Here is a 25439-nt window from a genome sequence, read left to right on the forward strand (position 1 = left end):
TGGCGGGAGCGGGACCGGCGGATCGGGGCCATCGGGGCAATCGGCGGGCCGGGCACGGCGCATTGTTGGGGCTCCTTGAATTCACATGCTCGCGGGCCCCCTCGACCCGAGGGGCCGCGATCCGAAGAATGCGGACGACCCGCCACCCGGAAGTCCCGCCATGTCCCTTGCGAACCCTGTGACCCCCGTGACCCCCGTGACCCCTGAGGCCGCTGCGCCTTCGCGGCCAGCGACCCGACCCCGCAACGCGGCGGCCCGCCTCGAGCCGGCGGCCTACGCGCTGCTGCGCTTCGCCTTCGGCGCCATCCTGTTCACGCACGGGCTGCCGAAGGCGCTGGGCACCTCGCACGGGTCGATGGCGGATCCGATGGCCGGCTCGATCCGGCTCATCGATCAGGTGATGGGCCTGCCGTTCGCGCCGCAGCTGGCCTTCCTCGTCATGCTGCTGGAGACCGTCGGCGCGGCGGCGCTGGCGATCGGCCTGGGCACGCGCTGGGTCGCGCTCGCGTTCACGGCGGAGATGATCGGCATCTGCGTCGCGCTCGGACCGGCCTGGCCGTGGATCGACCGCGGCATCGAGTACCCGGTGCTAATGGCGGCGCTGGCGGCCTACATGGTCGTGCGCGGCGGCGGGGCTTACGCGGTGGACCGGCGGCTGCCGTGGTCGGCCTCCGCCGCGTCGGCCGCCTCGGTGCCGTGATGGCTGAGCATCTGCAACAGCTGGGCACGTCGGCGCTCCAGATCGGCGATCTGCGCCTCGATCAGCGCGAGACGCTCGCGCTGCGCCGGTGAGGTCTGCGCGCAGGGCAATGCGCCTTCGATGACCAGCATGCAGCCGGGGAAGCGGCGGATCTCCTCGAGGGTGAAACCGCTCGAGAGGAAACGCTGGATCTGGCGCACCTGGACCGCCGCGCCGGCCCGGAATTTCCGGTAGCCGTTGCCGGCGCGCAGCGAGGCCAGCAGGCCGAGCTCGTCGTAGTGGCGGATGGCGCGGACGCTGACGCCGCTCATCCGGGACAGCGCGCCGATGGTGAGGAATGCCTGAGGCTCGCCGGGGCCGTCGGCGGATCTTCCGGTGGGTCTGTCGGCGTGAGAGGACTCAAGGGGCATAGGGGATTCTTCCATCGCGGCTTGACCCTGACACGGGTGTGAGGCTCGACAGTCCGGCTCCGATTCATCTGGAGTCCTTCATGACTGCTTTCCCACGCGGCCTCCCGGGCCGCCTCCTTGTCCTCTGGCTGCTGGTCGTCGCATCGGTCTGGAGCGGTGCCGTCCAGGCCGGCACGACGCCCACACGCCAGTACACGGTCGTCTCGCCCGACGGCGAGCCCTTGTCTGTCCAGGAGTACGGCGACGCCGATGGTGCGCCCGTGATCTTCGTCCATGGCCTGCTCGGCAGTCATCTGAGCTGGGAAGCCCAGGTCGAGAGTCCGGCCTTGCGGCGTCATCGGCTGATCACCTTCGATCTCCGCGGGCACGGGCAGTCCGGCAAGCCGTCCGAGGCCGAGCGCTACATCGAGGGCCGACGCTGGGCGCAGGACCTGCGGGCGGTCCTCCGCGCCTCCGGCGCCAAGCAGCCGGTGCTGGTCGGCTGGTCGCTCGGCGCGGCGGTGATCTCGAACTACCTGGCATCGGAGGGCGATGCGGACATCGCGGGCGTGGTGTACGTCGGCGGGGTCGTCGAGCTGGACGCGGCGCAGATCGTCTCGCATCCCGAGGTCTATCGCGACATGACGTCCGCCGATCTGCGCACGCGACTCGACGCCGAGCGGGCATTCGTCGCCCTGTGTTTCCATCGGCAGCCCGAAGCCGCGGTCTTCCAGCGCCTGCTCGCGAACGCGTCGCTCGCGTCCTTCGACATGCAGCGCGTCGTGCACCGGATGAGTGTCGACGCCGTCCATGGGCTGGGCCGGACCAGCAAGCCCATGCTGCAGATCTACGGGGCGCAGGACGCGCTCGTGCGGGCGAAACCGTCCGCGGACCGGGCGAGGGCGCTCAATCCGGCGATCCGGACCTCGTTCTACGAGGAGGCGGGACACGCGCCGTTCGTGGAGTCGGCGCCGCGGTTCAATGAGGAGCTCGGGGCGTTCATCGAGGCGGTGCGTCAAGACGCAACGCGTTGACGGCGGACGCTCGCGCCGCGTCCTTGATCGTTGCGTGGCAAGATGGTCGACTCCCCGAGAGGACACTGTCATGACGCAACGCTTGGCTTCCTGCAGCTGCGGTCAGCTCACGGCCCAGGTCGTGGGCGAGCCCGTGCGCATCTCCATCTGCCACTGCCTGAACTGCCAGCGCAGGACCGGGGGCCCGTTCGCCGAGCAGGCCCGGTTCCGTCGTCAAGACGTGACCCCGTCGGGCCTGTCGTCGACGTACCCGATCACGGGGGACGAAGGCACCACCGCCACTTTCCACTTCTGCCCGACCTGCGGCGCGACGGTCTACTACGAGATGGATGCGCAGCCGGACTTCCTCGCGATCCCGGTCGGCGCGTTCGCGGAGCCGGGTTTCCCGGCGCCGAACGTCTCGGTCTACGAGAGCCGGAAGCACGGCTGGGTCGTCCCGCCGGCGGATGCGGAGCACTACCCCTGAGCACCCCAAGTGGCTGTGATCCGCGGCCGTGGCCGCGGCGCCGTCAGGGTGTCGACGCGCGCCAGCGCTGGTAGCTGCGCAGCGCCACCCACAGCAGCAAGGCCGACGCCAAGGCAGTGAGGCCGAGGTTCACCCAGTAGGCCTCGGGGTGTTCGGTACGCAGGAAAGTGTCGACCTTGCAGCCGCCCTTGCCGGAGCAGGCCACTTCGCCCCGGATCAGGTCGCGCACGGTCACGACGAGCAGGTAGATCCCGATCGCCAAGGGTGCGACGAGGGATCGGATCAGATGCCACGCCGTCCATTGCTCATCGGCGGCCGCATCCCGCGCCTGGCGGATGAGGCGGACCAGCAGGAAGGCCGCGACGGCGAATCCCAGCAGGATCAGGATCGGGTGCAAGGGGCTCGCCGGTTCAACGCACCAGCTTGCCGCCCACGCCGAGGACGGCGAAGTCCACATAGCGCGAGGTCGGGCCCTTGCCGAAGGTCAGGCGATGGCCGCCGACATCGGTCTCGAAGCCACGGTCCAGCGTCTCGGTCAGGCCGACGGGGCCGGGCGCGGTCGTGCGTTCCAGCGCCTTCACGAGTGCGCGCGCGGCGATGAAGCCTTCGAGCGAGCGCGAGGACAGGTCCGCATCCTTGGCGTTGCCGCGCAGGCGCTGGTAGTCGCGGACGACTTCGCGGTCGGCGCGGTCGTCCGTCGGCAGCACCAGCGAGAACGCGAAGCCGCGGGCGCGATCCGGGCCGAGCTTGGCCAGCAGCGCCTGCACGTCGATGATGGACATGCCGTACAGGGCGGCGCGGCCGCCCGCGGTCTGGTACTTGTCGGTGAACTCGATGGCGGCCGCGGTGGTCGCGGCGAGGAAGATCACGTCGGGCGACTGCTTGATCATGTCGGCCACGGCCTTGCCGACCTCGGTCGTGTTGCGGGCGTAGCCCGACTGCGCGACCAGCGTCAGACCGTAGGTCTTGGCCGAGGCCTGCGCGCCGGCCAGCGCGTCGCGGCCCAGGCCGTCGTCCTGGTAGACGACCGCGACCTTGGTGCGGCCCATCTCGCCGAGCTGCTTGAAGAGGCGGTCGACCTCCTCGCGGTAGCTGGCCTTGACCGGGTACATGTTGCGCGCGGTGATCACGCTGTTGGCGCCGGAGACGGCGCCGACCATGGACACGCGCGTCTTCTCGAGGACACCGTCCTGCTTGAGCGCCTCGAGGTTGGAGGTGCCGACGGTGCCGATCAGGGCCGTGGGCGCATCGGTGCTGATCAGTTCCTTGACCAGCCGGACGGTTTCCTCGGGCTTCTGCGCGTCGTCGCGGGTGACGAACTTGATCTTCTGGCCGCGGATGCCGCCGCGTGCGTTGACGTCGTCGATCCACAGCTTGGCGCCGGCGCGGATCGCCTTGCCGGTGACGGCCTGCGGCCCGGTGAAGGGCGCGACCTGGCCGACGACGATGTCCGCGTGCGCCGTCGAGGCGGCCGCGAGGCACAGGAGGGTGATCAGGCGGCGGGCGCGGCTGGCGATGGCAAGGGTCATGGTGAGTGCGGCAACTGGCGTGCGGGACCGCCCATTGTGATCAATGGGATGATGGTTGCGGTAACAGCTGGGCGACTGGGGGAATGCCGGCCCGGCGGTCCGACAAGCGGCACCGTTCGCCGGAAAGAAGGTTCCCTGGTCGACGCAGCACCGCATCGGGGCGCCTCGCGCTACTGGGGAACCGGCTTCTGCGCCTCGGCCAAGGCCTCGCGCGCGGCGTCGAGCTGCTTCTGCTCCTTCGCGATCTTCTTCGGATCGCCTTTCGCCTGGGCGGTGGCCAGGTCGGCCTCGCGGCGGGTCACCTTCTTCGTCGCGGCGGCGATGTCGCGCTGCCGATCGGCTGCGAGCGAGGCGTCCGTGCAATGGCGCTTGTTGGCCGCCAGCGCCGACTTCAGGCCGGAGAGCTGGCGGCGGTTGCCCTGGGCGGTCGCTTCGGAGATCTGGGATTCGATGCTGGCCCGTTTCGCCGCGCAGGCGGGGAGGGGGCGTCGGCGGCATGGACTGCCGCGGAGCAGGCGACGGCGAGGAGCGATGCGACCAGTACCTTCATGGCGTTCCCTCGAAGCAGTGGTCGGGCCAGTCTAGATCAGCGAGGCGACGAGCGGAGCGATTACATGCCGGTACGGCTCTAGCATCGGGCGATGACGCAAGCACCCTCCCGCCGCCACGTCCTCGGCGTGGCCCTGGCCGCCCCCACCGCGGCCATCGCCGCCACGACCGGCGCGAGCAGCGCCTCCCGCCCGGTCGGCACGACCTTGCCGGTCTCGCCGCGACGCATCGAGCGGATGCTCCGGAGCGCGGTCGCCGACGGCCGGGCCGTCGGCGTGTCGGCGCTGGTCTGGCAAGGCGGCGCCGAGCGCTACTTCGGCGCCTTCGGCCTGGCGGATCGCGAAGCGCGGCGGCCGATGGCCCGAGACACGCTGGCGCGCATCTGGTCGATGACCAAGCCGGTGGCGTCGGTGGCGCTCATGCGCCTGTGGGACGCCGGTCGCTTCCGGCTGGACGATCCGATCGCGCGCTACCTGCCGGAGTTCAAGGCCATGCGCGTCCATGCCGACGACGGCCGCGGCGAGCGTCCGGCCGAGCGGCCCATCCTCGTGCGCGACGTGCTGCGGCATACATCGGGGCTCACGTACGCGATGGAAGACGGCCCGGCCGATCGCGCGTTCCGCGCGGCGAATCCGCTGGAGACTGCGCCGGACCTGGCCGCGTTCAGCCGCGCGGTGGCGGCGCTGCCGCTGCGTCACGACCCGGGCACGGCCTGGCACTACGGCACCTCGACGGACATCGTGGCGCGCTTGGTGGAGGTGCTGGGCGAGGAGCCTTTCGACGCGCACGTCCGGCGTCACATCCTGCAGCCGCTGGGCATGCGGGAGACGGACTGGACGCAGCCCGATGCGGTCAAGGATCGGCGGGCCGCGACCTATCGCTTCGGCGCCGAGGGCCCGGCCCAGCGCGAGCCCGAGGTGCCCTTCCTCTTCGCCAGCGGCGGCGCAGGCCTGATCGGCCCGGTCGACGACTACCTGCGCTTCGCGCGCATGCTGCTGGGCGAGGGCCAGCTCGACGGCGTGCGCGTGCTGCGGCCCGCGACGGTGAAGCTGATGCTTGTCGACCATCTGGACCCGGCGATCGCGCCGCGTCATTTCCTGAGGAGTCCTGGTGTCGGCTTCGGACTGGGCGGCTCGGTGCGCATCGCACCGACCACGGCCGACGAGCCGGCCGGGGTGGTGGGCGAGTTCTCCTGGGGCGGCGCGGCCTCCACGCTGTTCTGGATCGACCCGGCCAACCAGCTGGCGGTGGTGTTCTTCGCCCAGAAATTCCCGTTCGACGAGGCGCTGCACAAGGACGTGCGGCGGGCGGTGTACGGCTGAGCGCACCGTCGCCCGGGCTCAGCTTTCCCGAGCGACCTGTGGCAGGTCGGCGTCGCTCATCTCACGCGAGGGGCAGGCAGAATCGATGCCTTCGCTCAGCACGACTCAATGACAGCCACCGAGCAGGTCGAACTTCCGCAGATGCTTCGCGCCGCGATCGAGGAGACCTATACCGCCTTCGCCGAGTTCCGCAGGCCAGCGCTGCCGCTGGATGTCTGCACGGCCTGCTGCATGCCGGAGGAAGTGGAGAAGCAGTTGCGCGAGTGGCCGTTGAAGCGGCTGACAGTCGAGCATCTTTTCGAGTACGGCGACTCCGCGAAGAGCCAGGTGCAGAACCCGGCAGAGGTGGGATATTTCGTGCCGCGCATGTTGGAGCTGCTGGCGGAGAGGGCCGAGATCCGTCATTCGCTTGCGATTTCCTTGGATCGTTTGGGGGGATGCCCGCCTGGCAGCTGGACCGTGACGCAACAGTCGGCCCTGTCACGCTTTGCGTTGGCCTACTTTGCGCTCGCAATCCGTGGCGGCGGCGTCAACCCGCACGGGCCAGTATTGCCGGAGGATCCTTTCGAGGTGCTTCTGATGTTCGATGTCGGAGGGATCGCGATCCAGCCGCTGATGGCGCATTGGCTGGAATGCGATGACCCGATGTCCACCGTGCAGTTCGTGAGGCAGAGTCATTGGGACTTCTGGCACGAGCACGATTACCGCAATCCCTTTGCCTCGGATCGCGGGACGTTCCGGGAGGAGATTCGCGCGTGGATGTTGGACGCCGGTACTCGGCGCAGGTTCACCGAGAAGTTGCTGTCGTCGGACTTTCTGGCGATCGTGCCGACTGTGCGCGGCGACGTGCATGTGTCCTTCGCCACGATGGTCGACGGGGTGTTCGAGCATCTCGCGCACTGAGCGTGCCTCTGGAACAAGGCCCCGGTCGCCCGGGACTCGTTGTTTCAGGCGATGCGAAACGGCCGTCGGCTTCGGCTGATTCCGAGGAAGGGCTCAGGACTCACGGACCGGCAAGGGCGCGCCGCCGGCCATATCGACCTCGCCTTCGGCGCCGCTGAGCGACCCAAGCGCGCGGCGCATGCCGCTCGCGCTCGGCGACTCGATGTAGACGCACTTCTTGTTGTGCCGCTTGCAGTGGTCCTTCACGCGCCAGTAGGCGTCGTGGCTGATACAGCCGGTCTGGCAGATCACGAGGTCCGCTGCCGCCAGGCTCGCGTCGAGCTTGGATACCGCGTCTTCCTCGCCGCCGTCGTGATGGAGGAAACGTCCGCCGGTGCGCTCGATCAGCTGCCGATAGATCGGCACCACCGCCGGCCGGCCGCCGACGCACAGCACCGAGCGCTCGTCGAGCGACGGCAGTGGCTCCGCGTTCGGCTGCGACTCGGACTGCGGCGCTGTCTGCGTCTGCTGCCGTTCCAGCTGGCGCTCCGACTGCGAGAGCGCCTGCTGCAGTTCGTCCGCCCGGCGTTGCTCGCGCTCGGCCTGCTGGCGCGAGGTCAGCAGCGCGCGCTCCAGCTGATGGATGCGGTCCTGCTGCGTCTGCAGGTGCTTGGCCTGTTCGTGGCGGTGGCGCAGACCGGGGATGCTTTCCTCGAGCTGCCGCAGGTCGTCGCGCAGGCCCTCCGCCAGCGTGTCGCGCGCCAGCAGCTCGCCGCGCAGGCGCAGGCATTCGGCCTGCGACAGCTCCAGCTCGCGCGCCCGTTCCGCGAGCAGCCGCGTGCTGCGCGACTGCGCCTGCGCCAGTTCGCGCGTCAGGATCGCGTGTTCGTCCTGCAGTTCGTCGAGGCGCTGCAGGTCCGCGCGGTTCGCCGCGCCGACCTGGTGTTGCAGCATGTGGATGTCGCGCAGCACCTGCTCCTGCAGCGCGGCGTCGCAACGCGCGTGCGTCAGCGCGCCCCACAACGCGCCGCCGACGTCGTTGCCCTGCTGCGCGGCATTCCACCAGCGTGTCAGCGACTCCGCCGTCTTGTGCTGCGCGGACTGCCGCAGCGCGATCGAGAAGCGCTGGTCCAGCTCCTTCTGCAGCATCTCGGAGATCGGGCCGCGGCGCGCGCATTCGTTGATCGCGCCGCAGTGCATCTCGTAGTCGTTGGCCAGCGCCTCGCCGCCCAGCATCTTGCCCAGCTTGCGGCGCAGCACGGGCATCGGCAGGCACACGCCGATCACCGGGCACAGCGCCTGCGCCGGCAGTTCCCAGAGCCGGCGGCGGCGCGAGCCGCGCGGCACCGGCGTGTCCTCGGACGAGCCGGCGGTGGATGAGATCTCGCCGCGCGCCAGGGCCTGCGCGAGCGGCAGGCCGGCGACCGCGGCAGGCACGGTGTCACCCTCCTGCATGAACACGCCGCCGCCCGTCACCGCATTTGCGGCGGAGGCCCGCAGCGGGGAATCGCCCGGCGAGCCGGAAGCGCCCGCATCGGCGCGTGCCAGCAGGCTCAGGAGCGAAGTGGGGGTGGGCTTGTCGCACATGGGTGGACTCCTTACTGCAAGGGGGACGCCTGGAGCGCGAAGCGCACCGGGTATTCGACCCAGCTGACCAGTCGCTGGTCGCCGCGGCGGGCCGGGATGAAGGGACAGGATTCGGCGACGCGGCGCGCGGCCTCGTCCAGCAGGCGCCAGCCGCTGCCGCCGGACACGACGACCTCGGCCGCGTGACCGTCGGCATCGACCTTCACGCGCAGCACGACCTGACCCTGGATGCCGCGGTCGCGCAGCATGGCCGGGTAGTGGCGTGCGGTCTGCTGGGCACTGCAGGCGCGGTGGTCGGCGGACAACTGGGCCGGCGCCTCGGCGGTCGCCGGTTCGGGGGGCGCGGGCGGCGGCGGGAGCGCTGTCGCGGTCGCGGAAACCGCGACCACCGCAACCGGGCGGGCCGTGGTCGCGTTCTGGTCGACGGCAGGGGCCGCCGCAGCCGGCGGATCGAACCGGAGCGGCGTGGCCGCCGCGGCGATCGTGGGCGAGGCCTCGATCTGCACGGGCGGAGGCGGCAGGTCCGGCATCGGCGGCACGATCAGCGCGGAGCGCGGCAGCTCGACGGGAATCGAGGGCGCGACGGTCGCGGCCGGTGTCGTCTTCGACGGCAAGAGGCGGGCGCTGATCGCCAGCGGCGCGGCCGCGGGCGGTCGTGGCGGCGAGAAGGCGCTCACCAGCGCCAGCAGCATCGCCGCGTGCACCGCGCCGGCCACGGCCCAGCCGCTCCAGCGCGGCGTGCGGCCGTGCCATGGCAGCGTCGTCGCGCTGAAGTCCGCGTTCATGCCCGTGCTCATGCCCGTGCTCATGCCCGCGCTCCCACCGCGCCGGCCAGCATCGGCAGGATCGCCAGGCCGTGCTCGTCGCGCAGCAGCCGCAGCCGCGTGTCGTAGAGCTGCTCCAGCAGGGGCAGCGTCGACGGCAGCGCGTCGCAATCGGCCAGCAGCCGGCCTGACTTCATCAGCCACAGCCGGTCGAAATGATTCATCGCGAGGTTCAGGTCGTGCAGCACCGCGACCAGCGCATGGCCGCGTTGCGTCGCGAAGTCGGACATCGCCGCCATCAGCGAGACGCTTAGTCCGGGATCGAGCGCCGCGACCGGTTCGTCGACCAGCAGCAGTCCGTGCCGCGCATCCCAGGCCTGGGCGAACACGCGCGCCAGCTGCACGCGCGCCTGCTCGCCGCCGGACAGCGTGTCGAAGCGGCGGCCGGCGAGGTGCTCGGCCTGCGCCTGCGTCAACGCCTCGCGCACGATCGCGTCCTGGCGGCCGTCACCTTGCCGCGCGACGCGGCCCAGGGCGACGACCAGCTCGACCGGCAGTCCGAACGCGACGCCGTGTTGCTGCGGCAGCACCGCGCGGCGTTGCGCGAGCTCGGCAGGTGACCAGGCGCCCAGCGGCTGTCCATCGAAATGCAGCATGCCCGCCGCCGGACGAAGCTCCCGGGCAATGAGTCGCAGCAAGGTCGACTTGCCGGCGCCGCTCGGACCGAGGATCGCGATGCGCTCGCCCGGATCGACGCGCAGCGTCACCGGTCCGATCGCCGCGCTGCCCAGCGTCACCCGCACGTCCTGCAAGGTCAGCAGCGACCCCATCACGCGCTCCCCATGCGGCGCACCGCGCCGCGCAGCAGGATGAGGAACCACGGCGCACCGATCAGCGCGCTGAAGACACCGACGGGGATCTCCGCCGGCACGGCCAGCGTGCGCGCGAAGCTGTCCGCCACGACCAGCAGCAAGGCGCCCGCGAGCATCGCGTTGGGCAGCACTTGGCGCTGGTCCGCGCCGACGAGCTGCCGGGCCAGGTGGGGCGCCATCAGGCCGATGAAACCGATGTTCCCGCACCAGGCCACGGCCAGCGCGGACAGCAGCGCGACCATGGTGATGCACTGCCAGCGCAGCCGTTCGACGTCGATGCCGACGTGCGCGGCCGCCGCCTCGCCGAGCGCCAGGGCGTTCAGGCCCGGTGCGACCCGCAGCGCCACCGTGCCCAGCACGAGCAGCGCGCCGCCCATGACCGCGGCCATGATCCAGTTGGCGCCGGCCAGCGAGCCGAGCGTCCAGAAGTTGATGGCGCGCAGCTGTTCGTCGTTGGCGATGAAGCTGCACAGGCCGACGATCGCGAAGGTCATCGCCTGCAAGGCGAGTCCGCACAGCAGCAGCGCCGCGATCGACCCCGGTGCGAGCCAGCGCGACAGCCGGTCCAGCGAGAAGCACACCGCCAGCGCGCCGCCGAAGCCGACCAACGGCAGCAGCCAGAGGCGGGCTTCCACCGGCAGCGCGGCGTGCATGCCGGCGAAGACGGTGAGGGTGAGCGCCACCGCCGCGGCGGCGCCGCTGGTGACACCGAGCAGGCTGGGCTCGGCCATCGGATTGCGGAACAGCGCCTGGCTGAGCGCGCCGGCCAGGCCGAGCGCGGCGCCTACCGCCAGCGTCAGCCCCAGACGCGGCAGACGCAGCTGCCACAGCACGTGCGCGCCGCCGGTCTTGGGGGCGTCGCTCCACGGTCCGTTGAGCCAGTCCGCCGCGGCGATCGGCACTGCGCCGAACTGCACCGCCACGATCACCGTCAGCACCAGCGCCGCGGTCAGCAGCATCGGGCGCGACCACGCGCGCCGCGCCGATGCCGCGGCGACCGGCGAGGGCAGGGCGGATCCGACCGAGCTCATCGCGTTGTCCGTCGTGCTGAAGGGGGTGCCGAAGGTCGTACGGGAAGTCGTGCTGAACGCCGCTCGGCGTTCACGCCGTCTTGCCCGTACCCGCCGGCGCATGCAGGGCCTGGGCCAGCGTCGTCAACGCCTTCGGCGTGCGTGGTCCGAAGCCGAGCAGCTCCATCGTTTCCATCACGACCACGCGCCGGTTCTGGCCGGCCGGCGTCTGCGCCAGTCCCGGCAGCTTCAGCAGGCCGTCGATGCCGCCGCTGGCCTCGAGGCCCTGCGTGGTCGCGAGGATCACGTCGGGCGCCGCGGCGATCGCGGCTTCCGGCGACAGCATCTTGTAGCCCTGCGCGTCGCCGAGCGCGTTGACCGCGGCGGCGTAGCCGATCATCGCGTCGGCCGCCGTGGCGGAGCCGGCGATGCGCGCCTGGTTGGCGGCGTTCGACAGCACGAAGAGCACGCGCGGCGCGCGATGGCCCGCGGCCAGCTTCGCCACCTGCGCGCGGCTCGCGGTCCACTCGGACTGCAGCTTCTGCGACAGCGCCGTAGCCTGCTGCTGGCGGCCGAGCAGGTCGCCCAGCGCCTTCGTCCGTTCGAGCACGCCTTCGAATCGGTGTTCCGCGCGCAACACGTGCAGCGGCACCTTGGCCGCTTCGAGCTGACGCAGCACCGCCGGCGGGCCGGCCTCCTCGGTGGCGACGACCATCGTCGGCGCCAGCGAGAGCAGGCCTTCGGCGGCGAGCGTGCGCGCGTAGCCGACGTTGGGCAGTTTCGTCGCGGCCGCCGGATACAGCGAGGTGCTGTCCACGCCGACCAGCTCGCCTTGCGCGCCCAGCTCGTAGATCAGCTCGGTCAGCGCGCCGCCGACGGCGATGACGCGCTGCGGCGCGGCCCAGGCGCGGCCGCCGATCGTCAGCATTGCCGCGGCCGGTGCCAGCGAGAGGACGTGGCGGCGGCTCAGCACGGCACGGTCTCCGCCGGGGCGCCTTCAACGAGACTCTCCAGCAGGTTGCGCCAGTCGCAGCGCTCGGCCTGGCCGGGCTTGCGTTCGCCGAACATCATCGCGATCGTGCGGCCCTGCGCGTCGAACAGTTCCAGCGAGCACACCAGCCCGTCGACCGTCGGCTTGCGCACCAGCCATGCCGAGGCGATGTGGTCCTCGCGCAGATGCAGGTTGAAGCCCGGATCCAGCACATTGACCCACGGCCCCATCATCGCGACCTTGTTCACCGGGCCGCTGTGGATCTGGATCATTCCGGGATTGCCGACGAAGACCATGATCGAGACGTTCTCCTGCGCGGCGCGGCTCAGCAGTTCCTGCGCGCTGGACAGCGCCAGCGGTTGCGCGAAACGCGGCTCGGCCAGGCGCAGCGCCTGCGTGCGGCTCAGGCCGTGACGCTTGAGCAGGCCGAAGAAGTCGTGCGTGTCGCGCAGCGACGCCCACTCGCTGCGGAAGCTCGCGACGTCGATGCGCGCGTCCGGCACTTCCGCCGGTTCCTGCCAGGCCTCACCGGGCTCGAAGCCCGGTTTCTGGTCTTCCGCCAGGAAGCGCGTCACCAGCGCCTCGTACGCGGCGAGGTCGCTCTCCGGCTTCACGAAGACCTTGTGGATCGCCTGGCCGGCGGCGTCGAAGAACTGCAGGCTGCGTTGCAGCGCGCCGTCGGACAGCCGCTCGGCGACGGCGAAGCCGTGTTGCCAGTGGCTGTAGAAGACGCGCAGGTCGATCGCGCCGCCCAGCACCAGGCCCATCTGCCGTTGCGGCCCCATCGCGCTGACGGCGGTGTAGACGCCGACCTTCTCGTGCACGCAGGACTCGTTGCGGGTCAGCGCCATGACCGGGCCCAGCGGCTCGAGCGCGGCGATCAGATCCTGCCACTCGGCGCGCAGGCGCCGCGCGCGCAGCGGGGACTCGTCGTCGGCGAACGGGCCGGCGTGGGCGGCGAGCAGCTCGCCCTCGGAGATGCGCAGGTCGCTGGCGATGTCCCGGTGGCGGGCCTTGCGCTCCTGGCGCGCCGTGGCGAAGGCCTGACGCAGGGCGGTGAAGCTGGCATGCATGGCGGAAGACTCCTGATCAGAAATCGGCGCGGAGGGTCACCTGGAAGGCGCGGCCGGGGGCGGTGTAGCTGTCGAGCACCGGGCTGGTGGCGGCGATCCCGGTGACGTCGCTCCAGCGCCAGTACTTCTTGTCGAAGAGGTTGGTGACGTAGGTCGAGATCGAGTAGGTCTTGTCGAAGCGGTAGGAGCCGCCCAGATCGACGACGTCGTATTTCTTCGGCGTGTACCAGCCGACGGTGCTGACGTCCGACGGCTTCTTGCCGGAGCTGTGCACCCAGGTGGTCTCGACCGACCACGGGCCGGTCTCGTAGCGCGCGCCGACCTTGCCGCGCAGCGGCTGGACGCTGTCGAGCGGCGTCTCGACGCCGTTCTCCGTGCTGTGACCGCGCGTCTTCGCCACCGAGGCGTTCAGGTTCAGTCCGGGCATCAGGTCCCAGACGATCCGCGCCTCGACGCCCTTGATGCGGGCATCCGCCAGGTTGACGTACTGGAAGACCAGCGGGTCGGTCGGACGGCCGGTGCCGCGCACCACCTCCTGCGTGATGAAGTCCTTGTAGCGGTTGTCGTAGGCGCTCAGCTGCCAGCGCAGCGTCTCGGCCAGCTTGCCTCGGAGGCCGACTTCCACGCTGTTGGCGTGCTCCGCCTTCAGGTCCGGATTGCCGATGGACTGGTAGAACTGCGTCGGATTGCTGAAGCCGTTGTTGACCTGGTCCGGCGTCGGCGCGCGGAAGCCCTTGGACCACTGCGCGTAGGGCTGGACCAATGGCGACACGCGCCAGATCAGGCCCAGTCGCGGCGTCACGGCCTGGTCCGACAGCGACACGATGCTGCCGCTGTAGCCCGCCGCCTTGGGGTCGAGCTTGTAGTGCTCGAAGCGCAGCGCGGGAATGATCGAGAAGTCCCCGCCTCGATCTCGTCCTGCACGAAGGCGCCGGCCAGCGTGTACTTGGTGTCGGGGAAGGGCTTGCTCGGGAAGGTCTCGCCGGCCGGCGGCACGGTGCCGTCGCGCACGCCTTCGATGGTGTTGCGGCTGAGGTCGATGCCGTAGCTCAGGCGCTGGTTGGCCAACTGCGTCTGCGCCTGCGAGCTCACGCCGATCAGGCGTTCCTTGTAGGTGCCCAGGCGCGTGCGGTCGGCGGCGGTGTTGCGGTCCTCGTAGGAGAACTGGCGCGTCTCGCTCTCCTGCACGTAGACATGCGTCGTCGCCTGCTGGAGCCACGTGGCGTTGAGGTCCTCGTAGCGGTGCTCGATCGAGAAGCGCGTGCGGTCCGACTTGTCGTGACCGGTCAGGGCGAGCACGGCCGTCGCTGGCAAGGCGCCGCCGTTGGCCGGCGGCGCGGTGATCCCGCTCAGCACGTCGGTGTCGATCTTGCGCTCGCGGTACTCGAGCGTGCCCATCAGCCGATGGTTCGCGTTGACCCGGTAGCCCAGCTTGGCCATCACGCTGTTGCTGTCGATGTCCGCCGGGTTGGCCTTGGTGCGGCTGCTGTTGGCGACGCCGTTGTCGCCCTGGGTCTTCGTCTCGTGACCGCGGCGCACCGAGGCCTGCACGAGGCTGCTCCAGTCGCCGGCGCCGAACGCCACCGCGGCCGTCGCCTGCTTCGAGTCGTCGACGCTCATCGCGCCCAGCCGCGCGAATCCGGCAAAGGTCTTGCCGTCGACCAGCAGGTCCTCCGGCGACAGGGTGCGCAGGCTCAACGCACCGGCCAGACCGTCGCTGCCGTAGGACGTCGAGGTCGAGCCGCGCAGCACCTCGACGCTCATCAGGCTGTTCAGGTCGACGAAGTCGGCGCGGCCGCTCGCGAACGCGCCGAACGCGAACCGTTGCGGCAGCCGGATGCCGTCGACCATCATCAGCACCCGGTTGCCCTCCAGGCCGCGGATGTTGATGCCTTCGTTGCCGCCTCGGCCCGTGGACGCGCCCGCCGCGGTGAAGCGCGCGCTCATCGCGGTGACGTCGATGTCGACTTCATCGGCCAGCAGGTCCTTGAGGTCGCGTGCGTCGCGACGGTCGATCTGCTTGCGGCTCTTGACGGTGACCGTGCTGGGCACCGCGTCGACCGAGCGCTCGGTACGGGTGGCCGACACGGTGAGTTCACCGAGTTGCCTGGGGTTCTCTGCGGTCGCAGCGGCCGGGGTGTTCGTGGAGGCCGGCTGGGTCTGGGCGAAGGCCGGTGCGAACACCAGCGGGAAAGCCAACGACAGGGCGAGCGCGACGGGCGTCGGGCGCAGTTGCATGGTGACGAAATCCTTGTAGTTCTTGGGATCTCGCACGGGCTGGCACGACGCGGGCTGGTGCGGGCGGGCGGTCCTCGCGGACGGCCGGCAAAGAGAGGGGGAAGGGGAAACGGAGACGGGGATCGCGAGCGGGCGGACCTGTCCTCGGCCGGCCGCGCCGCTCAGCGGATCACGCGATCACTTGGTCAGGATGAGCTTGCCCAGCGACGTCACACGCAGCCGGTAGAGCGAACCGGCGTGTTCGATCTCGACCTCGCGGTCGTTGCCCATCAGCGCCTGGCTGCTGATGCGGCGGCGCTGGACCAGCGGAACCGCTTCGCGCGGCGAACCTGCGGCGACCCGTGCGCTGTCCAGCGCAACGGCTTGCAGGGCTTCAAGATGGGGGTGGTGGTGGGCATTCATGCGACGCATCTTAATGAGAACGATTCGCAATAGCAACCAAGAATCGCGACGATTGCTTTTTTCTTGATGGAACGCCGTTGGAAGTCGGTCTGGATCGCGTGGCTATCAGAGGGGCGTCGACGGAAACGGGCTGCGAATACTTCGCATGCAGAGCGGGGCTGGCGGGTCTTGTCCCCATTCGTCGTAGGGATGACGACAATGCGCCCCATCCCACCGAATTCCCAGGAGAAGAACATGAAGGGCGACGCCAAGGTCATCGAGTATTTGAACGCTCAGCTGAAGAACGAGCTGACCGCGATCAACCAGTACTTCCTGCACTACAAGATGTACAAGAGCTGGGGCCTGGAGCGCCTGGCCAAGCATGAGTACGCCGAGTCCATCGAGGAGATGAAGCACGCCGACAAGCTGATGGATCGCATCCTGCTGCTGGAAGGCCTGCCCAACCTGCAGGACCTGGGCAAGCTCTACATCGGCGAGAACGCCGTCGAAGCCCAGCATTGCGACCTGAAGATCGAGATGGGCAGCCACCCGCTCCTGAAGGAAGCCATCGCCTACTGCGAGAGCGTGCGCGACTACATCTCCCGCGAGGTGCTCGAAGAGATCCTCGCCGACACCGAGGAGCACATCGACCATCTGGAGACCCAGATCGAGCTCATCGCGCAGATCGGCGAACAGAATTGGCTGCAAAGCCAGATGGGTGAAGCCAGCTGATTGCCAGCCCGCCCATCCCGGGGCCCCAGCCGCCGCCAGGAACCCCAAGCCCCGCCCAGCGGGGCTTTTTCATGCGCCTGGCGGAACGGCGACGTCTGTGTGACGAGGGACAGGCTTCCGTGTCGTTGTTCACCGACAGTTGTCCGACGCGCCGCAGGGGCTCTGCAATCTAATTGAGAGGGATTCGCGTTTGCGCTAGTATCACGGCCATCCCAGGTTCATCCTGCCTCGCCGCCGCCATGATCGTCTGCCTCTGCCACCGAGTTTCCGACCGCGACATCCGTCGCAGCGTTGCCGACGGCGTGCACAACTTCGACGTGCTCCAGGATGAGACGCAGGTGGCCTCCGCCTGCGGCAGCTGCCACGACTGCGCGCGCGACGTCTTCAACGAGGCGCTGCGCGCCTGCGCCGCGTCGCACGGCGTGACCTGCGCCAGTCCGTCGCGCATCATTCCGATCGCACAACTGGCTGCCTGATCGGCCGTCCGGTCAGCCTCGGCTGGACCGGCTCTTTCCGGACACGGACACGGATCCGGATCCGGACGAAGAAAAACCGCAGACCGGTCACCCGGTGCTGCGGTTTCTTTTTCCGGGCGTGGAGGACGCGATCCTCGCGTCCCCGGGCCTCGCGTCAGCGCGCCGATTACTTGGCGGCGGAAGCGCCTTCGGCCGGCTTCTCAGCCTTGTCGGCCTTCTTGTGGCCGGCCTTGTGCGCGGCGGCCTTGTCACCGGTGGCCTTGTGATGCTTCGCCCCCTTGTGCTCGGCCTTGGCATCGGACGCCGGCGCGGCGGTCGCCGCCGGAGCCGCCTGCGTGGTGGGCGCCGCCGGGGTGGCGGTGCCTTGGGCCATCGCGGCGCCGGCAATCAGCAGGGCGGGGATCAGGGCCAGGGTCTTGATGGTCTTGAAGGCTTGCATCTGGTTTCTCCAGCGGGTTGAACAAGGTGAGCAGACAACGACGCGGCGACACGATGTGTTGACAGGCCATCGCAGCTTTGCAATGGGTTACGCAATCCGCACGGGTCCTTCACGCGTCAGGTCTTGCGCGCTGTCGGACGCGCAGCCCATCGGGCAAGATGCCGCGCACGCCTCCAGGAGACCCCGATGACCGCCTCCCACTCCGCCTTCGACTGGACTCGCGGCTACCCGAGCCGACGCAGTCCGGTCTTCGCGCGCAACGTCGTGTCGACCTCGCATCCGCAGGCCGCGCAGGCGGGGCTGCGCATCCTCGGCCGGGGCGGCAACGCGGTGGACGCCGCGATCGCGACCGCCGCGTGCATGACGCTGCTCGAGCCATGCAGCAACGGACTCGGGTCGGATGCCTTCGCGATCGTGTGGGACGGCCAGTCGCTGCAGGGACTGAATGCCTCCGGCGTCTCGCCGCAGGCATGGACGCCCGAGTACTTCGATCGCAAGTACGGCGCCGGTTCGACGCTGCCGCTGCGCGGCTGGGACGCGGTGACCGTGCCGGGCGCGGTGGGTGGCTGGGTCGCCTTGAGCAAGCGTTACGGCAAGCTCCCCTTCGCCGACCTGATGGCGCCGGCGATCGAGATCGCCGAGCGCGGCTACGCCGTGCCGGTGATCGTGCAGGGCAAGTGGCAGCTGGCTTCGAAGGTCGCGGACCTCGTGTCGCAGCCGGGCTTTGCCGAGGCCTTCCTGCCGAAGGGCCGAGCGCCGGAAGTCGGCGAGGTGTTCCGCTTCGCCGCGGCCGCGCGCACGCTGCGTCTGATCGCGCAGACGAACGGCGAAGCCTTCTACCGCGGCGAGATCGCCGAAGCCACCGCGGCCTTCGCGCGCGAGACGGGCGGCGCGATCACCGCCGCCGACTTCGCCGCCTATGCGCCGGAGTGGGTGGACACGATCTCGATGGACTACGCCGGCCACACGCTGCACGAGATCCCGCCGAACGGGCAGGGCATCGCGGCGCTGATCGCGCTGGGCATCCTCAAGCAGTTCGACATCGCGTCGCTGCCGGTGGACAGCGCCGAGTCGCATCACCTGCAGATCGAGGCGATGAAGCTCGCCTTCGCTGATACCTACCGCCACGTCAGCGATGCGCGGACGATGAAGGTCCAGGCTGCGGAGCTGCTGGATCCGGCCTACCTGGCCGAGCGCGCGAAGCTCATCGACCGCCGCAAGGCGCAGGACTTCCAGGCCGGCAATCCGGTCAAGGGCGGCACCATCTATCTGACCGCCGCCGACGAGAACGGCATGATGGTCAGCTTCATCCAGAGCAACTATCACGGCTTCGGTTCGGGCGTCGTGGTGCCCGGGTACGGCCTGTCGCTGCAGAACCGTGGTCACGGCTTCACGCGCGAGGCGGGCCATGCCAACGTCGTCGCGCCGGGCAAGCGGCCCTTCCACACGATCATCCCGGCCTTCCTGATGAAGGACGGCCAGCCGCAGATGAGCTACGGCGTGATGGGCGCCAACATGCAGCCGCAAGGCCACCTGCAGACGCTGGTCCGGATGGTCGACCACCGGCAGCACCCGCAGGCTGCCTGCGACGCGCCGCGCTGGCGCTACAACGCCGGCTTGTCGATCAACGTCGAGTCGACGATGGACCCCGGGGCCGTCGCGGGTCTGCGCGCGCTCGGCCACCAGATCGCCGAGATCAACGACAGCTACCAGGACTTCGGCGCGGGCCAGTTCATCTGGCGTCTCGGCGATCCGGCGGTGGAGGGCTATGTCGCGGCCAGCGATCCGCGACGCGACGGTGCCGCCGCCGGGTGGTGAGCCCGCGACACGGGCGTCGCCCGGCGGGCCTCCCACCTTTTCGCACTTGTCGATGACTGGATGGCGCTGATAGCATCAGTGCCTTCTTCCTCCCCGGAAGCTCTCACGCCACGATCCACGATCGGAGCCGATCCATGACCAAGCTGCTAGACCGCACCAAGAACGACGCCCTGGCGTCGGTGCGCGCGCTTGGCCAGGCCGGCTGGGCGCGACGACCTTAGGCGTCTTCACGACGCCCGCCGGCCCGACGCGGCCGGCCTCCCAGGTCCTAGGCTTTCCGCGAGCGCGACGCTGACAGCGTCCGGCTCGCCCGGTCCGCAACCCGGCGTACGACGCCCCGCTCGGACCGCATCCGGAGTTTCATCATGCTGCCCAAGAGGCAAACCACGTGGGTCGACCGTCTGCTCGACCGCCTGCTGGATCTCATCCAGCTTCCCGCCGGCGATCTGCTGCGCAACCTCGTCTACCGGCGCCTCTGGACGTCGATCCTGATCAGCTCGCTCGGCGGGCAGATCACGCTGCTGGCGCTGCCGCTGACCGCGGCGGTGCTGCTGCATGCCTCGCCGACGCAGATGGGCGTGCTGACGGCCATGGAGCTCGCGCCCTTCGTGCTGTTCTCGCTGCCCGCCGGCGTCTGGCTGGACCGCGTGCGCAAGCTGCCGGTCTACATCGTCGGTGAACTCACGCTGGCCGTCGCCGTGTTCAGCGTGCCCGTCGCCCATTGGCTGGGCTGGCTGGGCATGCCCTGGCTGTACTTCGTCGGCTTCCTGCTCGGCACCGTGTACACGATCGCGGGCAGCGCCTCGCAGATCGTGCTGACGCAGGTGGTGAGCCGCGACCGGCTGGTCGAGGCGCATGCGAAGAACGCGCTCGCTTCCTCGGGCGCGGAAGTCGCCGGTCCCGGCGTCGCGGGCGCGCTCATCAAGCTGGTCGGCGCGCCGCTGGCGCTGGCGGTCGACGCGCTGCTGCTGGTCGCCTCCGCGGCGATCCTGCGCGGCGTCAAGGTCAACGAGACCCTGCATCGCCTGGACGGCGCGCATTTCTGGCGCGACCTGAAGGCCGGCGTCGACTTCGTCCGCGGCAAACCGATGCTGGTCGCGCTGGCCTGCGCGGTCGGCGGCTGGCAGATGTTCAACCAGGCGGCGCAGGTGGTGCAGATCCTCTTCGCGACGCGCGTGCTGGGACTGTCGGCGCAGAGCGTCGGCCTGTCCTACATCGCGCTGGGCGCCGGCACGGTGCTGGCGAGCGCCATCGGCCATCGTGTCAGCGCGCGCCTCGGGCCCGGCCCCTGCCTCGTCAGCGGCTTCGCGCTGTGCGGCGTCGGCTGGGCGGCGCTGTGCGTCGCCCCGGCCAACGCCTGGGGCGTCGCGGCGTTCGCCTTCACGCTGTTCATGTTCGGCGTCGGCGCGGTCTTCATCTTCATCAACTTCCTGTCGCTGCGGCAGGCGGTGACCCCCGGGCCGCTGCTGGGCCGCATGACCAGCACGATGCGCTGGCTGATCCTGATCCCCGCCGGTCCCGGCGCGCTGATCGGCGGCTGGCTCGGCGAGCACGTGAGCCTGCGCGCGGCGCTGGGCTTCGCGGGCGTGGGCGCGGTGCTGCTGGCGGTGCTGGCCTGGCAGGTCCAGGCCATCCGCTCGGTGAAGGCGCTCCCGAAAGTCGAGGAGGAGGACCCGCCGCTGGGCGCGGAAGCGATGCCCGGCCTTCCTCCCGTGAGCCAGACCGGCAGCACGACCCTGCAGCCGGTCAACGGCAACTGATCCGGGACCCATCATGAGAGTCATGCCTGCCGACGACCCCCTCCTCATCGAGGTCCCCGAGCGCCTGGAGACCGCCCGTCTCCTGCTCCTGGCACCGCGCGCGGGCCTCGGGCCCACGCTCAACCGGGCCGTCCTCGATGCCCAGGAGCATCTCAAGCCCTGGATGCCCTGGGCGCACGAGACCCCCACGGTCGAACAGTCCGAGGCTGTCGCGCGCCGCATGCAGGCGCAGTTCCTGCAACGGCAGCACCTGGCCTACTACCTGCATGAACGCGAGCCGGACGGACGACCCGGCCGCTTGATCGGCGGCGCCGGGCTGCACACGCTGGAATGGACGGTGCGTCGCTACGAGCTCGGCTACTGGATCGTCCCGACGCACGTCGGGCGGGGTCTGGTGGCCGAAGCGGTGGTGGCGCTGGCGCGGATGGCCTTCGGCCCGTTGCGCGCACGCCGCCTGGAGATCCGCACCGACTCCCGCAATGCGGCCAGCCGCGCGGTCGCCGAGCGCTGCGGCTTCTCGCTCGAAGGGCTGTTGCGCGACGACGCGCTCAATGTGGACGGCCAGCTCAGCGACACCTGCATCTACGGGATGATCACGATCAACGAACTGATCGATCCGTCGCTCTGATCCGGTTCGCCGGGCGCCGGCTCAGGCCGTCGGGCTGAAGCGGTCGACGGCGTCCGTGATGATGCCGTCGACGCCGTTGGCGATCAGCCATTGCGCGGCGGCGGCATCGTTGACCGTGTAGACCAGCGCCTTCATCTCCGCCTCGTGCAGGCGCGCCACCAGCGCCTGGTCCATCAGCGCGTAATGCGTGATGACGGCGCGGCAACCCAGCGACTGCGCCAACTGCAGCCAGCCGTCGCCGTCGAGCTTGTCGAGCAGCAGCCCGCGCGGCACCTGCGGCGCGGACTCGCGCGCGCCGCGCAGCGCCTCCGGCTGGAAGCTGCTGAACAGCACCGAATCCGGGGCCGATCCTTCCCACAGGCGGAGCACCTCGCCGCCGACGACCTCGCCGGTGCGGAACTCGTCGCCCGGGGTGGGCTTGATCTCGATGTTCAGCGCATGCTGGTTGCGTCGCACGAAGGCGGCGATGGCTTCGAGGCTGGGTGGCGGCTCGCCCGCGAACGCGCGGCTGTGCCAGCGGCCCGCGTCGAGCCGCGACAGCTCGCTCCAGGTCCGGTCCGCGGCGCGGCCGCGCGCGCTCGTCGTGCGGTCCAGCGTCGCGTCGTGCAGCAGGAAGGGCACGCCGTCCGCACTGAGCTTCACGTCGCATTCGAAGGCGCGGTAGCCGTGGCGCGCGCCTTCCCGGAAGGCCGCCAGCGTGTTCTCCGGCGCCAGCTTGCCGGCGCCGCGGTGCGCCACCCAGAAGGGCAGCGACCAGGGCCAGGAGGTGTTGTCGTCGAGCGTGGGCGTCCGGGTCGTCATGTCGTTCTCCCTGATCGAGGATCCTCGAGGTGAGGGCGTCGTCGCGCTCAGTCGACGCGCTGGCCGGTCGACGGATCGAACCAGTGGAGCCGCTCGGCCGGCGCCTTCAGCAGCACCTCGTCGCCCGGTTGCGGCGGCGTGTCCGTGCCGTCGATGCGCAAGGTGAAAGCCGCGTCGCCGAGCCGGCCGTACACCAGCCGTTCCGCGCCCAGCATCTCGACCATCTCCACCTTCAGCGGCCAGGCGGTCGTGTCGCCGGCGACGATCTGGCCGTCGTGCGGCAGCGCGTGTTCCGGGCGCAGGCCGAGGATCAGTTCGCCCTCGCGCGGCGCCGCTTGCGGCAGCGGCAACGCCGCGTTGCCGAGGATGAATCGTCTTCCCTCGACGCGACCCTTCAGCAGGTTCATCGCCGGCGAGCCGATGAAGCTCGCGACGAAGGTCGTCGCCGGGCGGCCGTAGACGGCCTCGGGCGTGCCGAACTGTTCCATGCGGCCGCCGTTCATGACGACGATGCGCTGTGCCAGCGTCATCGCCTCGACCTGGTCGTGGGTGACGAACAGCGAGGTCACGCCCAGCTCGCGGTGCAGCTTCTGGATCTCGAGCCGCGTCTGCACGCGCAGCTTGGCGTCGAGGTTGGACAGCGGCTCGTCGAACAGGAAGACCTGCGGATCGCGCACGATCGCGCGGCCCATCGCCACGCGCTGGCGCTGGCCGCCGGAGAGTTCGCGCGGCTTGCGCTGCAGCAGGTGGGCGAGCTCCAGGATGCGCGCGGCCTTGTCGACGCGCTCGCGGATCTGCGCCTCGGGCAGCTTGCGGATCTTCAGGCCGTAGGCCATGTTCTCGAACACGCTCATGTGCGGATAGAGCGCGTAGTTCTGGAACACCATCGCGATGTCGCGGTCGGCGGGTTCGATCTCGTTGACGACGCGGTCGCCGATGGCGATCTCGCCGCCGCTGATCTCCTCCAGGCCGGCGACCATGCGCAGCAGCGTGGACTTGCCGCAGCCCGACGGGCCGACGATGACGACGAACTCGCCGTCCGCGATCTCGGCGTTGACACCGTGGATCACCGGGTTGGCCTTGGCGCCGGTGCCGTACTGCTTGACGACGTTGCGCAGGGAAATGCTTGCCATCGGGGTCTTCTCTCGTTCTTTGCTTCTTGGCGCTTACTTCTCGGTGTCCACCAGGCCCTTGACGAACCAGCGCTGCATCAGCATCACGACCAGCGCCGGCGGCACCATCGCCAGCAGCGCGGTGGCCATGATGACGTTCCAGTCGTTGGCCGCGTCGCCGCCGCTGATCATGCGCTTGATGCCGATGACCACGGGGTACATGCTCTCGTCGGTCGTGACCAGCAGCGGCCACAGGTACTGGTTCCAGCCGTAGATGAACTGGATGACGAAGAGCGCGGCGATGCTGGTCTTCGACAGCGGCAGCAGCACGTCGCGGAAGAAGCGCAGCGGCCCGGCGCCGTCGATGCGCGCGGCCTCGACGAGCTCGTCCGGGATCGTCAGGAAGAACTGCCGGAACAGGAAGGTCGCCGTCGCGGACGCGATCAGCGGCACCGTCAGGCCGGCGTAGCTGTTGAGCATCTTCAGGTCGGAGACGACCTGGTAGGTCGGACCGATGCGCACCTCCACCGGCAGCATCAGCGTGACGAAGATGGCCCAGAAGAAGAAGTTCCTCGCCGGGAAGCGGAAGTAGACGATCGCGAAGGCCGACAGCAGCGAGATCGCGATCTTGCCTACCGCGATAATCATCGCGGAGGCGAAGCTGATCCACATCATCTGCCCGACGGGGGCCTTGGACCCGCCGCCGCTGTTGCCGAACAGCGCGGCCGACCAGGTGTCCAGGAAGTGCGATCCGGGCAGCAGCGGCATCGGGGCCTGGACAATCTCCGAGGCCGTGTGCGTCGAGGCGACGAACGCGATGTACAGCGGGAAGGCGACGATCAATACGCCGAGCACCAGGATCAGGTGCGACAGCATCGTCAATGCGGGGCGGCGCTCGACCATGTCAGTACTGCACCTTCTTTTCGACGAAACGGAATTGCAGGACGGTCAGCGTGATCACGATGGCCATCAGCACCACGCTCTGCGCGGCCGAACCGCCCAGGTCCAGCGCCTTGAAGCCGTCGTAGTAGACCTTGTAGACGAGGATGGCGGTGTCCTTGCCGGGGCCGCCGTGGGTGGCCGCGTCGATGATGCCGAAGGTGTCGAAGAACGCGTAGACCACGTTGATCACCAGCAGGAAGAACGAGGTCGGCGACAGCAGCGGGAAGGTGATCGTCCAGAAGCGGCGCCAGGGGCCGGCGCCGTCGATGGCCGCGGCCTCGAGCAGCGACTTCGGGATGGACTGCAACCCCGCGAGGAAGAAGAGGAAGTTGTACGAGACCTGCTTCCACACCGCGGCCATGACGACCAGCGCCATCGCCTGGTCGGCGTCGAGCAGATGGTTCCAGTCGATGCCGATCTGCTGCAGGCCGTAGGCGACGATCCCGATCGACGGCGCGAACATGAACATCCACAGCACGCCCGCGATCGCCGGCGCGACCGCGTAGGGCCAGATCAGCAGCGTCTTGTAGACCGGCGCGCCACGCACGACGCGGTTGGCCATCGTGGCCAGCAGCAGCGACACCGCCAGCCCGAGCACGGCCACCAGCAGCGAGAACACCGCGGTCGTCTTGAACGAGGCGAGGTAGCTGTCGTCGCCGAACAGGGTCTGGAAATTGGCCAGGCCGACCCACTCGGTCGACAGCCCGAAGGCGTCCTGCTGCTGCAGGCTCTGCAGCAGCGCCTGGGCGGCGGGCCAGAAGAAGAACACGCCGATCACCAGCGCCTGCGGCGCCAGCAGCAGCCAGGGCAGCCAGCGCGATCGGAACACCACGCGTTTCTGTTGGGACATCCGGGATCGACGACGAAAGGGGGAAGGAAGGGGGAAAGGACGCGGAAGAAGGGCGCCGGAGCGGCGGCTGCCGCTCCGGCGCTTCAGCCGGGGG

General features: G+C 69.8%; 28 protein-coding genes. 10 read left to right on the plus strand and 18 right to left on the minus strand.

Annotated elements, in window-relative coordinates; all coding sequences use genetic code 11:
- Positions 1 to 187: 187 nt before the first annotated feature.
- A complete protein-coding gene (locus ACQ859_RS07970; protein WP_431265332.1) occupies positions 188 to 700 on the plus strand; it encodes a DoxX family protein in 513 nt (170 codons plus the stop codon).
- On the opposite strand, the gene ACQ859_RS07975 is transcribed toward ACQ859_RS07970, so the two are convergent.
- Positions 637 to 1011 (minus strand): MerR family transcriptional regulator, encoded by a 375-nt coding sequence (locus ACQ859_RS07975; protein ID WP_431265333.1) that lies wholly within the window; start codon positions 1009 to 1011, stop codon positions 637 to 639. The two genes, ACQ859_RS07970 and ACQ859_RS07975, sit on opposite strands and share 64 nt — an antisense overlap.
- A gap of 179 nt (positions 1012 to 1190) precedes the next feature.
- Here ACQ859_RS07975 and ACQ859_RS07980 point away from each other — a divergent pair, with 179 nt between their 5' ends.
- Entirely contained in the window at positions 1191 to 2123 is a 933-nt protein-coding gene (locus ACQ859_RS07980) for an alpha/beta fold hydrolase (protein ID WP_431265334.1), read from the plus strand.
- A 70-nt stretch (positions 2124 to 2193) separates the two neighbouring features.
- Complete coding sequence (locus tag ACQ859_RS07985) at positions 2194 to 2589, plus strand: GFA family protein (RefSeq protein WP_431265335.1); 396 nt, start codon at positions 2194 to 2196, stop codon at positions 2587 to 2589.
- Positions 2590 to 2632: 43 nt separating this feature from the next.
- Here the strand turns inward: ACQ859_RS07985 and ACQ859_RS07990 are convergent, their stop codons facing one another.
- The 3 genes from ACQ859_RS07990 to ACQ859_RS08000 form a co-directional block, all read right to left on the minus strand.
- The gene (locus ACQ859_RS07990) at positions 2633 to 2986 is read right to left on the minus strand and encodes a hypothetical protein (RefSeq protein ID WP_431265336.1); all 354 of its coding nucleotides are present in this window, start codon (positions 2984 to 2986) and stop codon (positions 2633 to 2635) included.
- Positions 2987 to 2999: 13 nt separating this feature from the next.
- Positions 3000 to 4118, minus strand: a complete 1119-nt coding sequence (locus ACQ859_RS07995; RefSeq protein WP_431265337.1) for an ABC transporter substrate-binding protein — start codon at positions 4116 to 4118, stop codon at positions 3000 to 3002.
- A 170-nt stretch (positions 4119 to 4288) separates the two neighbouring features.
- Complete coding sequence (locus tag ACQ859_RS08000) at positions 4289 to 4651, minus strand: DUF1090 domain-containing protein (protein WP_431266491.1); 363 nt, start codon at positions 4649 to 4651, stop codon at positions 4289 to 4291.
- A 108-nt stretch (positions 4652 to 4759) separates the two neighbouring features.
- On the opposite strand from ACQ859_RS08000, the gene ACQ859_RS08005 reads away from it, so the two are divergent.
- Both ACQ859_RS08005 and ACQ859_RS08010 read left to right on the plus strand, forming a co-directional pair.
- The gene (locus tag ACQ859_RS08005; protein ID WP_431265338.1) at positions 4760 to 5989 is read left to right on the plus strand and encodes a serine hydrolase domain-containing protein; all 1230 of its coding nucleotides are present in this window, start codon (positions 4760 to 4762) and stop codon (positions 5987 to 5989) included.
- A 108-nt stretch (positions 5990 to 6097) separates the two neighbouring features.
- Positions 6098 to 6892 (plus strand): hypothetical protein, encoded by a 795-nt coding sequence (locus tag ACQ859_RS08010; RefSeq protein WP_431265339.1) that lies wholly within the window; start codon positions 6098 to 6100, stop codon positions 6890 to 6892.
- A gap of 93 nt (positions 6893 to 6985) precedes the next feature.
- On the opposite strand, the gene ACQ859_RS08015 is transcribed toward ACQ859_RS08010, so the two are convergent.
- The 9 genes from ACQ859_RS08015 to hemP form a co-directional block, all read right to left on the minus strand.
- Positions 6986 to 8458 (minus strand): DUF2325 domain-containing protein, encoded by a 1473-nt coding sequence (locus ACQ859_RS08015; RefSeq protein WP_431265340.1) that lies wholly within the window; start codon positions 8456 to 8458, stop codon positions 6986 to 6988.
- Positions 8459 to 8469: 11 nt separating this feature from the next.
- Positions 8470 to 9267, minus strand: coding sequence for an energy transducer TonB (locus ACQ859_RS08020; RefSeq protein WP_431265341.1), 798 nt, complete (start codon positions 9265 to 9267; stop codon positions 8470 to 8472).
- The gene (locus tag ACQ859_RS08025; protein ID WP_431265342.1) at positions 9264 to 10052 is read right to left on the minus strand and encodes an ATP-binding cassette domain-containing protein; all 789 of its coding nucleotides are present in this window, start codon (positions 10050 to 10052) and stop codon (positions 9264 to 9266) included. The genes ACQ859_RS08020 and ACQ859_RS08025 overlap by 4 nt, the downstream gene beginning before the upstream one ends.
- The gene (locus ACQ859_RS08030; protein WP_431265343.1) at positions 10052 to 11125 is read right to left on the minus strand and encodes a FecCD family ABC transporter permease; all 1074 of its coding nucleotides are present in this window, start codon (positions 11123 to 11125) and stop codon (positions 10052 to 10054) included. The genes ACQ859_RS08025 and ACQ859_RS08030 overlap by 1 nt, the downstream gene beginning before the upstream one ends.
- Before the next feature lie 70 nt (positions 11126 to 11195).
- Positions 11196 to 12077 (minus strand): heme/hemin ABC transporter substrate-binding protein, encoded by an 882-nt coding sequence (locus ACQ859_RS08035; RefSeq protein WP_431265344.1) that lies wholly within the window; start codon positions 12075 to 12077, stop codon positions 11196 to 11198.
- Positions 12071 to 13168 carry a hemin-degrading factor gene (locus ACQ859_RS08040; RefSeq protein WP_431265345.1) on the minus strand — a complete coding sequence of 366 codons (1098 nt, stop codon included), beginning with the start codon at positions 13166 to 13168 and terminating at the stop codon, positions 12071 to 12073. Before ACQ859_RS08040 ends, ACQ859_RS08035 begins: the two co-directional genes overlap by 7 nt.
- 16 nt (positions 13169 to 13184) lie before the next feature.
- On the minus strand, positions 13185 to 14060 hold the full coding sequence (locus ACQ859_RS08045) for a TonB-dependent receptor domain-containing protein (protein ID WP_431266492.1): 876 nt from the start codon (positions 14058 to 14060) through the stop codon (positions 13185 to 13187).
- A complete protein-coding gene (locus ACQ859_RS08050; protein WP_431265346.1) occupies positions 13967 to 15406 on the minus strand; it encodes a TonB-dependent receptor plug domain-containing protein in 1440 nt (479 codons plus the stop codon). Before ACQ859_RS08050 ends, ACQ859_RS08045 begins: the two co-directional genes overlap by 94 nt.
- Positions 15407 to 15583: 177 nt before the next feature.
- Entirely contained in the window at positions 15584 to 15808 is a 225-nt protein-coding gene (gene hemP, locus ACQ859_RS08055; protein WP_067277199.1) for a hemin uptake protein HemP, read from the minus strand.
- 234 nt (positions 15809 to 16042) lie between these two features.
- On the opposite strand from hemP, the gene bfr reads away from it, so the two are divergent.
- Together bfr and ACQ859_RS08065 are read left to right on the plus strand one after the other, a co-directional pair.
- On the plus strand, positions 16043 to 16519 hold the full coding sequence (bfr, locus tag ACQ859_RS08060) for a bacterioferritin (RefSeq protein WP_067277196.1): 477 nt from the start codon (positions 16043 to 16045) through the stop codon (positions 16517 to 16519).
- Between the two features lie 239 nt (positions 16520 to 16758).
- Positions 16759 to 16995 carry a (2Fe-2S)-binding protein gene (locus tag ACQ859_RS08065; protein WP_431259013.1) on the plus strand — a complete coding sequence of 79 codons (237 nt, stop codon included), beginning with the start codon at positions 16759 to 16761 and terminating at the stop codon, positions 16993 to 16995.
- Positions 16996 to 17161: 166 nt separating this feature from the next.
- Here ACQ859_RS08065 and ACQ859_RS08070 read toward each other — a convergent pair whose 3' ends face one another.
- On the minus strand, positions 17162 to 17434 hold the full coding sequence (locus ACQ859_RS08070; RefSeq protein WP_431265347.1) for a hypothetical protein: 273 nt from the start codon (positions 17432 to 17434) through the stop codon (positions 17162 to 17164).
- A gap of 186 nt (positions 17435 to 17620) precedes the next feature.
- Here ACQ859_RS08070 and ACQ859_RS08075 point away from each other — a divergent pair, with 186 nt between their 5' ends.
- The 3 genes from ACQ859_RS08075 (at position 17621) to ACQ859_RS08085 (ending at position 21640) form a co-directional block, all read left to right on the plus strand.
- A complete protein-coding gene (locus ACQ859_RS08075; RefSeq protein WP_431265348.1) occupies positions 17621 to 19252 on the plus strand; it encodes a gamma-glutamyltransferase family protein in 1632 nt (543 codons plus the stop codon).
- A gap of 365 nt (positions 19253 to 19617) precedes the next feature.
- On the plus strand, positions 19618 to 21012 hold the full coding sequence (locus tag ACQ859_RS08080) for an MFS transporter (protein WP_431265349.1): 1395 nt from the start codon (positions 19618 to 19620) through the stop codon (positions 21010 to 21012).
- Positions 21013 to 21025: 13 nt separating this feature from the next.
- The gene (locus tag ACQ859_RS08085) at positions 21026 to 21640 is read left to right on the plus strand and encodes a GNAT family N-acetyltransferase (RefSeq protein WP_431265350.1); all 615 of its coding nucleotides are present in this window, start codon (positions 21026 to 21028) and stop codon (positions 21638 to 21640) included.
- Positions 21641 to 21661: 21 nt separating this feature from the next.
- Here ACQ859_RS08085 and ugpQ read toward each other — a convergent pair whose 3' ends face one another.
- The 4 genes from ugpQ to ugpA are packed head-to-tail and all read right to left on the minus strand — an operon-like array spanning position 21662 to position 25345.
- Positions 21662 to 22441: a glycerophosphodiester phosphodiesterase gene (gene ugpQ / locus ACQ859_RS08090; protein WP_431265351.1), complete on the minus strand. Its 780-nt coding sequence runs from the start codon at positions 22439 to 22441 to the stop codon at positions 21662 to 21664.
- A gap of 47 nt (positions 22442 to 22488) precedes the next feature.
- Entirely contained in the window at positions 22489 to 23574 is a 1086-nt protein-coding gene (locus ACQ859_RS08095; RefSeq protein ID WP_431265352.1) for a sn-glycerol-3-phosphate import ATP-binding protein UgpC, read from the minus strand.
- Between the two features lie 33 nt (positions 23575 to 23607).
- Positions 23608 to 24456: a sn-glycerol-3-phosphate ABC transporter permease UgpE gene (gene ugpE / locus ACQ859_RS08100; protein ID WP_431265353.1), complete on the minus strand. Its 849-nt coding sequence runs from the start codon at positions 24454 to 24456 to the stop codon at positions 23608 to 23610.
- 1 nt (position 24457) lies between these two features.
- Positions 24458 to 25345 (minus strand): sn-glycerol-3-phosphate ABC transporter permease UgpA, encoded by an 888-nt coding sequence (gene ugpA, locus ACQ859_RS08105; protein ID WP_431265354.1) that lies wholly within the window; start codon positions 25343 to 25345, stop codon positions 24458 to 24460.
- Positions 25346 to 25439 lie beyond the last annotated feature (94 nt).

The organism is Roseateles chitinivorans (genome assembly GCF_050632235.1).
GTDB lineage: Bacteria > Pseudomonadota > Gammaproteobacteria > Burkholderiales > Burkholderiaceae_C > Roseateles > Roseateles chitinivorans_A.